General features: G+C 39.1%; 11 protein-coding genes and 4 pseudogenes. 9 read left to right on the top strand and 6 right to left on the bottom strand.

What is annotated here, in order from left to right:
* Nucleotides 1-310 precede the first annotated feature (310 nt).
* The gene (locus ACED25_RS22380; RefSeq protein WP_371696144.1) at nt 311-457 is read left to right on the top strand and encodes a hypothetical protein; all 147 of its coding nucleotides are present in this window, start codon (nt 311-313) and stop codon (nt 455-457) included.
* Between the two features lie 66 nt (nt 458-523).
* Here the strand turns inward: ACED25_RS22380 and ACED25_RS22375 are convergent, their stop codons facing one another.
* The 5 genes and pseudogenes from ACED25_RS22375 to ACED25_RS22355 form a co-directional block, all read right to left on the bottom strand.
* Complete coding sequence (locus ACED25_RS22375) at nt 524-865, bottom strand: hypothetical protein (RefSeq protein WP_371696142.1); 342 nt, start codon at nt 863-865, stop codon at nt 524-526.
* A 395-nt stretch (nt 866-1,260) separates the two neighbouring features.
* A pseudogene (locus tag ACED25_RS22370) lies at nt 1,261-1,521 on the bottom strand (transposase); the annotation flags it as partial.
* 39 nt (nt 1,522-1,560) lie between these two features.
* Nucleotides 1,561-1,758 (bottom strand): annotated as a pseudogene (locus ACED25_RS22365) (IS110 family transposase); the annotation flags it as partial.
* 93 nt (nt 1,759-1,851) lie between these two features.
* Nucleotides 1,852-3,381, bottom strand: a complete 1,530-nt coding sequence (locus tag ACED25_RS22360) for a hypothetical protein (RefSeq protein WP_371696140.1) — start codon at nt 3,379-3,381, stop codon at nt 1,852-1,854.
* Between the two features lie 93 nt (nt 3,382-3,474).
* Nucleotides 3,475-4,228: pseudogene (locus tag ACED25_RS22355) on the bottom strand (IS110 family transposase); the annotation flags it as partial.
* A 216-nt stretch (nt 4,229-4,444) separates the two neighbouring features.
* Here ACED25_RS22355 and ACED25_RS22350 point away from each other — a divergent pair.
* Complete coding sequence (locus ACED25_RS22350; protein ID WP_371696138.1) at nt 4,445-4,702, top strand: hypothetical protein; 258 nt, start codon at nt 4,445-4,447, stop codon at nt 4,700-4,702.
* Between the two features lie 69 nt (nt 4,703-4,771).
* On the opposite strand, the pseudogene ACED25_RS22345 reads toward ACED25_RS22350, so the two are convergent.
* Nucleotides 4,772-4,897 (bottom strand): annotated as a pseudogene (locus ACED25_RS22345) (IS110 family transposase); the annotation flags it as partial.
* A 113-nt stretch (nt 4,898-5,010) separates the two neighbouring features.
* Here ACED25_RS22345 and ACED25_RS22340 point away from each other — a divergent pair.
* The 7 genes from ACED25_RS22340 (at nt 5,011) to ACED25_RS22310 (ending at nt 9,643) form a co-directional block, all read left to right on the top strand.
* Nucleotides 5,011-5,820, top strand: a complete 810-nt coding sequence (locus ACED25_RS22340) for a class I SAM-dependent methyltransferase (protein ID WP_122047261.1) — start codon at nt 5,011-5,013, stop codon at nt 5,818-5,820.
* Between the two features lie 103 nt (nt 5,821-5,923).
* Nucleotides 5,924-6,262 (top strand): hypothetical protein, encoded by a 339-nt coding sequence (locus ACED25_RS22335; RefSeq protein ID WP_012603990.1) that lies wholly within the window; start codon nt 5,924-5,926, stop codon nt 6,260-6,262.
* Between the two features lie 148 nt (nt 6,263-6,410).
* Nucleotides 6,411-7,085, top strand: coding sequence for an HAD family phosphatase (locus ACED25_RS22330; RefSeq protein ID WP_135443008.1), 675 nt, complete (start codon nt 6,411-6,413; stop codon nt 7,083-7,085).
* 176 nt (nt 7,086-7,261) lie between these two features.
* Nucleotides 7,262-7,789: a DUF2867 domain-containing protein gene (locus ACED25_RS22325; protein ID WP_371696148.1), complete on the top strand. Its 528-nt coding sequence runs from the start codon at nt 7,262-7,264 to the stop codon at nt 7,787-7,789.
* A 225-nt stretch (nt 7,790-8,014) separates the two neighbouring features.
* Nucleotides 8,015-8,563: a GNAT family N-acetyltransferase gene (locus tag ACED25_RS22320; protein ID WP_371696146.1), complete on the top strand. Its 549-nt coding sequence runs from the start codon at nt 8,015-8,017 to the stop codon at nt 8,561-8,563.
* A gap of 184 nt (nt 8,564-8,747) precedes the next feature.
* A complete protein-coding gene (locus tag ACED25_RS22315) occupies nt 8,748-9,200 on the top strand; it encodes a hypothetical protein (RefSeq protein ID WP_371696134.1) in 453 nt (150 codons plus the stop codon).
* A 110-nt stretch (nt 9,201-9,310) separates the two neighbouring features.
* A complete protein-coding gene (locus ACED25_RS22310; RefSeq protein WP_009846781.1) occupies nt 9,311-9,643 on the top strand; it encodes a hypothetical protein in 333 nt (110 codons plus the stop codon).
* The last annotated feature ends 217 nt before the right edge of the window (nt 9,644-9,860 follow it).

Below are 9,860 nucleotides of genomic sequence, written 5' to 3'. Positions count from 1 at the left end.
AAGAGTATGGCTTGCACTTGTTTTACTCTGCCGCGCAGCGGCTTCGTTCAACAAGTCATTAAAGCAGGAAAATTTACAGTTGGCTGTTTTCACTGCGTTCAACATTTTAGCCAACTATAAATTTCCTCTTAATGAGGCGTTAGCAATCATTATAAACAACAAGAGTTTCTTATCTTAGCTAAAAAAATTATTTGTTATCTTGCTGTGTCCTTTTAGTGTAAATTTTCGCGTTTCACGGAGTTGAAGCTAGGCGATAGAGCCTATTCTTTGGCTTTATCATTAAATTATATTAATAATCACCGAGATATTTATGAAAGATATTTTTGCATACATTGGTGCTGCAATTTTGTTTTTGGTAGGAGGGGCGGCAGCTCTATGTGCATTAGCTTTTAATCTAGCCATTGCAACTATACCTATCTGGGGTGGTGCCTTGATTCTTATGGCTATCTTTGGATAGTAATATTAAACTGCTTTTTTATATTCTTCGATTAGGAGTAGCTACTTCTAGCCACTCCTGAGATATCTACCAATCTGAACACAGTTCTGGATAGTTAGTCGCTGCATTTTCCACTACTGACCATAGTGGTCGTTGCTTATAGTCGTACCCTTTACGAATTGATAGTTCTTTCACTATTTCAGCTACACTATTTTGGTAGCTCAGTTTTTCCGTAATGTCGTGAACAAAGTCATACTTAAATCTCACCCTTGTCGCGCAGTCACGAACTCTATTTAAATAGGTTATATCTTCAGAAATTTCGTAAAGAGCTAAGTTTACGACTCTCATCTTTAATAGTTTTAACTTGTTGTGGTTAATCATCACTCTCCAAATAAAAAGTAATATGCATAATGCGATAAACCATGCCATAAAGGATACCTTGTAAGCTCTAATCAAAGGAGGGTATTTTACTAATATTTTATTACACATGGTTTTGTCTTTTTTGTTGTAACGATAAAAATGATTGCTAACTAATAAGGATTAAGGTGTTGCGTAGCCAACACTAAATCCCAAGTGTTGAACAAGCCCGAAGCCACTTTATTAAGTAAATTGTACGATTGAACTTGAAGGGCACATCGCTTTGAGGCTTTTCTCAAGGCGAGCGAGGCCGAGATAAGGTTGCGATAGCAATCTTATCAACCAGTTAACTGTTTTTCGTTTCTTTCGTCGTCACATCTCCTCTGTTTTCATTGATGCCATTCTCCTTATTATCAAATGCCTTTCGGTTACATAGGTCGGCTTACTCCAACACACGCCATCTCATGCTAACAGCAAGGGCATACTCTTATCGCTTTGCTCCTTATCGGGGCGGTGAGTGGCGGCATCCTATAGACCAAGTTCAATAACAGCAGTTGAATCCGGGCTCTTAAGGCGTGTGCTTGACCACGTAAAAATCCGTAGTCTCTTACTCGCTGCAACCCTTTGGGCTGCACGTGTTGCAAAATGAGCAGCAAAAACTTGAGAGTAGGTAAGGTGCGCGTTCGCCATGCATTGGTCTGGCTCTCTTTATAGCGAAAGGTGACAGTGTCGTCAGTGAGATAGCGGCGTCATGCCCGGTTTATTATTAGTGTTCTTGCCCAATAATGTGCACCACCACACGCTTCAACGCCTATACGCATGAGTGGCATATTTGCTATTGTAGTCAGTAGTTTAGAGCGGGTTACTGACTTATGAAGTATGACCTTACCATTTTGGTCTACGGTATGAAGACTAAAGTGGTTTTTAGCTAGGTCGATACCGCAGAAATAAGAATAATCAGACATGGTGCCTCCGGTGCAATTAAGTACCACATAAGTGTGGCAGATCCTCGGAAAGGGGGAATCCATGTCATTCGTTAAGTGCCCAGTCGAAGTACATCAGTTTCTGGTGACAAGTAAGATGTCTTCATCATCGAATTGAGCCTTGGTTTGTTCAAATAAACTGGAGAGTTCATCGTCCGAAATAGAATCGTAAGAGCAAATTGGTTGCAATAACTCGGCTCTATCGATTTTGAATTTTGTTGCAGACTCTTTGCTTGCATGTAGACCAAATAGCCCTCCAACAATGACTTTACCAAGATTGATAAACATTGCTTCCAAGAAAACGAATTCAGTTGGGTCATCTGGTATAGGCTCTTGAGTATCTATATAACCATCTCTAATGTCGTTTTTTAGTAAGCTATTAATCAGTACAATGTTATCTTCTTGGTGTGCTATGTGGTTAAAGTTTGCTTCACTGGTTCTATCGATTTCAAAAGTATTTATGATGTTTTCCAAGCTTTGGATGAACTTTTGTTCATAAGGTTCTGGAAGATTAAAGGCAATATCAAACTTTATAGTTGTTTCATGTAAACCTTCTATTTCCATTATCAAGCCATTGTTAGTAAAAGAGAAAACCTTGAGCACTGATAATACGTCATCAAGTTTGCATATCTGATCTAATGTGAACATGATTTTATTCGTATTTGTTCCTGGCTTTAGCCCCTCCAATACGAATGTAAATAATGTAGTCTTTAGCAGTAAAGTTTGTTCATGTTTGTGTAATAAAGGATTTATAGGAAGTGTAATTAGTTCTGCATCGAAAGTGATCGCAGGGGAATACTTACTGGTTTTTACTCTTACTTTGCATTGTCTCGAAGTTTCATTACGAATGGTCAGTTTTCCTGACTCTGACTGAGACATTATGAATTTATCATTCGCTAGATTAAATCTTTCGTCTTTAACAACGAATCTATCCACATCAATTGATTCTCGTAAACCTAATGACATTTCAATGAAATGCTGTTTATTGAAGTTACCTTTTCCAAAAGTACAAGTCATGGTGATTCCACCATCTTGGTAACCTATGTTGTTCCGAAGTGATTGTTTCTGTTTTATGTATGTATCAACACAAGTGCCTGAGAAGCTTTCAATCGACAGTCTTAGAGCGTCGCCACTCAAGTTTGGTAGTTGGTGACTTTCATTGTAGCTGACAGAGAGTTTTACTTTGTTCAGTTCTTTCGGCTTTGCTAGTAAATCGTTTTCTCTCAATTTCTTGAGCGTTCGCTCTATGAGCTTGTCATCGATGTGCACTAAGTATGCGTTTTCAATAGAAGGTTGCGCTTGATTTGTGTACTCAAGAAATAAAATAAAAGCAGGGTAATTGTAGTTAACCAAGCGCTGAAGAACTGACAATTTAATTCCAAGGCGTTTGTCTTTTCTCTGTGTTGCTTTTACTTGAACTTTGCACTCGAATGGGAGTGCTGCTCGGTCATTGGGGGTGTTAGAGCTATGCATAGTTGGAAACTCAACTAAATAATCCCAACCAGCAACATCTTCTTCATTTGAACTGTTAGTAATTAATCCAGTTTGGGTACACCATCTAACAAAATCTGTTTCGCCTAGTTTACCTAAATTAATTTTTGCCATAATCCCAAAGACTTAAACGATATAAGGCGTGTATAATACCACAATTGCATATGGCGCAAATAGGCACTTAACAAACGACTATGGCGTCAATGATTAGTTTTTGGCTGTACTTTCATTCCACATGGCGCCATCTCTCAGCATAGAGTTTAGGGTCACAACCATCTTTCGAACACACGCGATTATTGCGACTTTCTTTGGCTTTCCGGCAGCTAAAAGTCGAGCATAAGTCGCTTTGAATACGGGGTTACATTGCATGGCTGACATCATTGCCATATATAACACTGTGCGTACTTGCGATCGACCGCCTTGGATCACGCGCTTACCTTTGTAGCGCCCACTTTCGCGTGTTATTGGAGCGACACCAATCAGTGATGCTGCTTGTTTATTCGTGATGTAACCAAGTTCAGGTACGTTGCTAATTATTGATGCAGAGGCAATGTTTCCTATTCCTGGGACGCTTTGCAATATTGTGTTTTTAGCTTGGTATTCAGGGCTATCTTCAATGAGTTTAACGAGCTTTTCTTCTAACTTGGTGATTTGATTTTTTATCGTGGTTAGCATTGGTTTGATAGTCGGATGGAGAGAGGCGGGAAGTATCTGGATTCGGTTCTTTTCCATGGTTTGCATGGATAACAACTGGTTTCGGCGAATGACTAAGTCACTAATTAGGCGTATGTTTTTTGGCTCTGCGGCCAATAGCACCAACGAATCGTTTTATATGGACAGGGTTTGCTCTGACAATAGGTAATTGAGCCTCTGCATATGCAAGAACAAAAGGCATTTCTAATCGGCCTGTAGCTTCAATAACGATTCGTTCAGGACTGTGACTCTTAATTGTTTTGAGTGCTTATTATCCATACAAACTGTTTAAGGGTGATTCGCAACGCGTGGCATTTTTACTGTGTGTTGGTTTTAGTGATTAAGGTGTTTGCAGTAGCTTCGGTATTGCGTTGTTCACGCTTTAACTTTTCGTTATAAGCTATTGCATTTGTTAAGTATTTCAAAGTATGCGTAAAAGGTTCTAAGTATTATTCTTTCTTTAGTTATGTAAAGCGGGTTACTTATGGGCTCATCATCTCGCAGTAAATCGGTTGCACTTATATCGAGTGTGTTTTTTGTTATAGGTCTTTTATCAATGAACATTGATGGGTTCGGTTTAGCGCCCATATTTGTTGTGTTGATATCCTTCTTTATGCTTATTATTCATAGTTTTCTGCACTTTAGCTGTCGTAAAAATAGCGATGTATTTAATGCTTATGAAGAGTCAGCTAAAACTAAGGCAGCAGCACTAGAGTCTGGGCTGAACAATAAAAATAAGTAATACGGTCAAGCTAGTTCGCTTATAACAAGCGATAGCAATTTTATAGACCAGTTAGCTATTTTCGCTACTCGCTTCAACGCCTATACGTATGAGTTGCATATTTGCTATTGTAGTCAGTAGCTTATAGCGAGTTACTGACTTCTGAAGTATAACTTTACCATCTGGATCTACGGCATGAAGACTAAAGTGGTTTTTTTGTTAGGGCGATACCTTTAAGTATCGTTCTAATAACAAATTTAAGTCGACTGTGTAGTGGTAGCGTTGTCAGCTACTTAATTGGGTGCTCACTGGCAAAGGGGATGTGAACAATGGAAGAATTGATAGCCCAATATACGGGTGCAAACGAAGATGAAAGGCTAACTCGGCAATATATTGCTCAGTTAGAGTTTGATACTACGATACATAAACTCACACCTTATTTACTTAAAGGAAAATCAGTATGTGAGTTAGGAGCAGCAACGGGGCGCTATTCCTTACATTTTGCAAAATTAGGTTGTGATGTTACAGCAGTAGAACTTGCGCCTGACCAAGTGAAGATTTTAAATACTAAAGTAAAATCTGAAGGTATTGAGTTAAAAGTGTTTGAGGGTAATGCTTGTGATGTGTCATTTATCGAAAGTAATTCTCAAGACGTTTGTGTAATTCTTGGGCCCTTGTACCACCTAAAAACTCTGCATGAAAGAGAGCTTGCGGTTAATGAAGCACTAAGGATTTTAAAGCCAAATGGTGTACTAGCCATAGCCTATATTTCACGTTTCTTTGTCGCTGGTATGTTTGCCCAACAATTTCCAGAGCTAGTCACTCCGGAGGTGCTTTTAGAGTTAAATAAACATGGCACGGTATCAAACGCTAAAGCCGATAGTTTTTTCAAGGTCGGGTATTTCGCAACGCCTAGTGAAATTGAAAATCTTGTAAACAAAAATGGGTTTAATGTAATTGGACACGCAGCAACAGATGGATTTGGACGTTACATATCTAACGGTGTTAATAACTTTACGCCATCCCAATATCAGACATGGTTAGATTATCATTTGGCAAATTGCGACGAAGCAAGCCTTTTGGGATCAAGTAATCATGGTTTAGTGATCGCTAGAAAAGCCAGTTCACAAAGCAGTTAAGTCGGATTCATAAACGTGTGCCGATTCCGTTTCGCTTCATTATGGCACTCGTACACTCACCGTTTATTGGGACGTTAGCTGTTCTATTGGTATCAGAGGGAATATGTTTAAATTCGTAAGGTTGATAGTGCTATCAAATTTATTAGCACTGCTAATTGTAGTTACTTTCGAGTATTTCACAGGCTATTTGAAACTAGCATTTTCTAGTGATTATGCGTTCTATTCAATGCTAATTCTTCTTGCTCTGGGTTCACTTTTGTCTTTTTCCGGTCATAAGGTCGGATATAGTGACCCTAGTAACATGGCTGGCGTTTCTGCTAGTTCGTTAATTGAAAACGAGTCTGCTAAATCAACCATTGTGACAAAATTAGAGAGTACGTCTGTTGGGCACAGCTTATTGATTGCTAGTTTATTGCCACTACTTTATTGCCTACTATCGTAGCCATCACCGAATAAATTGTTTAACTGGATTCCAAAACGCTCGGCACTTTTGTAATGGTCGGCTTTTGTGGGTAAGGTAGTCATATTAGTTTGGTTGCATTGTTTTTTTCACTGGTTAACTAGGCTTATACGAGATTGAAAAATCTAACATGGAGAGTGAATTGAAAGATTACGAAGTTTATCTGTTCGATATGGACGGAACATTAGTAAATTCAGAGCCTTTAAAGGGCAAAGCGTTAGCATTAGCTTGTTTAGATTATGGCGCACACGTAGACCACAACATTTACAAAGATGTTATGGGGGAAAGTTGGCAGGTTGTAACGGGTCACTTTTTTGAAAATGCTAATATTGCTCCTGACTTAGAAGAGTTTAATTACCACTTTCGAGCTCATTACGAACAGATGCTCAATGATGATCTTGAGCTAAATGTTGGGGCTAAGGCTTACATAGAACAGTTAAAACTAGCAGGGAAAAAGTGTGGAGTTGTTAGTTCAGCAGCAACATGGATGGTTGATAATATTTTAACCTCGTTGCAGCTCGAGAATGCTTTTGACCTTGTTATCACACAGGAGCACGTAACTAAGCATAAACCGGATCCTGAAGCCTATACTTTAGCTCTTGGTAGATTAGCGGCTTCACCTGGCCAAACAATTGTGTTTGAAGATTCCACAGCAGGTATTCGTGCTGGTAAATCTAGTGGCTGTGATGTCATTGCTGTTAAGCATAGCTTTAATGGTAAAAATGATCTAAGCGGTGCAGTTAAAGCAATCAGTACATATGAGGAATTGCCCCGTATAAAAAACGAGTATGAGATTAGTAATTAAGATCGAGTAACTGACTTTTAAGTATTGCCTTGCCATGTTGGTCTGCGGCATGAAGGCTAAAGTGTTTTTTAGTTAGAGTGATACCGCTGAAGTAAGAATCATCAGACATGTTACCTCCGGTGTAATCCCACTTAAGTGTGGCAGTTCCTCAGGAGGGGGAGTCCATATTATTCGCTATGGCGAATTGTCATCATCAAGGAGAGTTTATGTCTATACCCAAGAAGTCACTATTGAGCGAGTATTCCAAAAATTCATATTTCTGTGATAGCTTTTCGAAAAAAATAAAATACAACAACCAAACTGCTATTGAAGTATTTCTTGAAATAGCAACTCAAACACCGACTTGGATTGCATTTCTGATGTCTACGAGAAACTGGGTTGTATCTAAACTCGGTTTAAAAAACTTGGGGGGTCTACAAGATGTATCCCGAGATAAATTAGGTTCAGAATATGTAGTAGGCGAACGAGTCGGTATTTTTACACTGGTCAGTTCAACTGAGAATGAAGTTGTATTAGAAGACTGTGATAAACATCTTAATGTCCGAGTTTCTTTTCTTATTGAGCCTGAAGGAGAAACCGCAATTGTTCACGCAAATACCGTGGTTCATGTGAACAATGTGTTTGGTAAGACCTATATGTTCTTCGTTACGCCATTTCATAAAATAATAGTACCAAGCTCCCTGAAAGGGTTAGAACAGGCATAACAAATAGGGATTGAGTATGAATACGATACTTTAATTGGGCAGGTGAAAGCTATAAATCAAGAAATATAGCTAGTAATTTGAGCAGACAGTTAACACTTGGCCGTTGCCGTTGCCGTTGCCGTTGCCGTTGCAGTTCGGCTTTGCTTTAGTGATTTAGATGGTAGATTTGAGTGTGTTTGGTTACGTTATTGGGCGTTAGCTTACAACGATGAAAAGGAACGTTCGATGTTTAAAATTGAGACAAAGAGACTGATTATTAGGGATATGAATCCTTGCGATGAAGATGCCTTCGTAGCGATGTCTCAAGATGCTAAATATCAGCGTTTCTATGATGAAAGTGACTGTGATCCTATTAAATATAAAGAGTTAACCAACTTGTTTATAGCCCAGGCGTCTGAAGAACCAAGGAAATCATATCAACTCGCAGTTGAATATAAGAGCACAGGGCAGTTCATTGGTACTGTTTGTTTGCGTTTAGAAGACAATCAGCAAGCTTCAATGGGGTGTGCGTTTTCAAGATCGCATCAAGGTCATAAGTTAAGCAATGAAGCGGCTCTCGCTTTGGCTGATTTTGGTTTTTCAACATTGGGTGTACACCGCATTTATGCGGAGACAATCAGTAAGAATTTACCTGCCATTAAGCTTTGTAAGTCTTTAGGTATGCGTAAAGAAGCGCACTTTAGAGAGCATCGTTTTTTCAAAGGACGGTGGTGGGATACCGTAGTTCTGGCTGTTCTGCGATCCGAATGGGCCAAGGCATTACCAAGTAGCTAATGTAGATTCGATGTGCTTTATAAACAAGGCTTAGAACATGAACAAGGTTATTCTGCTTTGATACTTTGGTTAGGTCGTATCAAGGTAATGCTACTTGGTTTTGGGGAATCTGCTTTCATTACTTGCCACGATTAATGAGAAAGGCCACAGTAAGATAGCTGTTGGCTAGGTAATTGGTTGTTCGTTGTCCATAGGAGATATAACTGTGTTTTATAGTAAGGAATACAACAAGGGGTTGTTGCTCATCCTTGTTTCGATAAGTGCTTTCATTGTCATTACGTCTGATAATAACTCCGGAACATTCATCGCTCACGCCATCAACGGGTTAATTGCTTTGCTCTTTTTCTCCATGACAATTGAGATCAAAGGCAATGCATTGAGCTGGTATTTCGGTTTTGGTTTTTGGCGTAAGAATGTAGAAGTGTCAGACATAACGGAGACATCGTTTTATCAAAGCAAGTGGTATCAAGGTATTGGCATCCGCATGTTGAGCGATGGTTGGTTATATAATGTATCGATAGGTTCAGCGCTGAAGTTAAGCCTAAGCAATGGAAAGCATGTTTACATTGGTTGTAAGGATACAGACGGTTTAAATGCGGCCTTGAAAGCTGCTAACGAACAGATAACTCAAAAGTGATTTACGAGGCTTGGCACTTTTCGTTTAAAGTTTGACTAATGTTTAAGGTCGTATGGTTTTGGGGCAGTAGCGTTGCTCGGACCATAAACGTGAGGTTGACAGGGAGAGTTATGAATCAACAAGAAGCCTTTATAGGTTTTGCGGTTTATGGGCTTATCAGTAGCTCAATTGGCTTTTTTACGTTTTTTATTATCAAAGGTGCGAAGTACAAACAAACATTGTGGACTTTGCAGTCTGTTGTTTTTGGTATCTTCTCGATTGGTTTTATCTATAGCTCAGGTGGTAATGGGTCAGAATTATTGGTCTGGGTTCCGCTGGTTATCTTGACGTCTATTTACAATATCCACTCATTGAAATTTTGTGTTTCTTGTGGAAAAACTAACGTAAGAAAAAGAGGATTATCATCCATAAAATCATGTAGTGGATGTGGTAATGCTTTATAGTAAAACTACGATATACCAGACGTTTGTTCATTTTTAGTTTCAGCCTTAAAAGGAAGTTGTATGAATTTAGATAAAGCTAAAAAACGCATCGCAAAGCAGGTTAAAAAAGGCGACAACGGATACCCAAAAATCACGCTAGCGTATTACGGAACGACAAAAGATTGATCTGAACCAGTAGTTTTGGACACTGCGTTAAGTGAGTACAATCACTAACGAG

It is taken from the genome of Vibrio sp. 1F263, assembly GCF_041439035.1.
GTDB classification, from domain to species: domain Bacteria; phylum Pseudomonadota; class Gammaproteobacteria; order Enterobacterales; family Vibrionaceae; genus Vibrio; species Vibrio tasmaniensis_A.
This window is presented reverse-complemented; position numbering and strand designations above follow the sequence as displayed.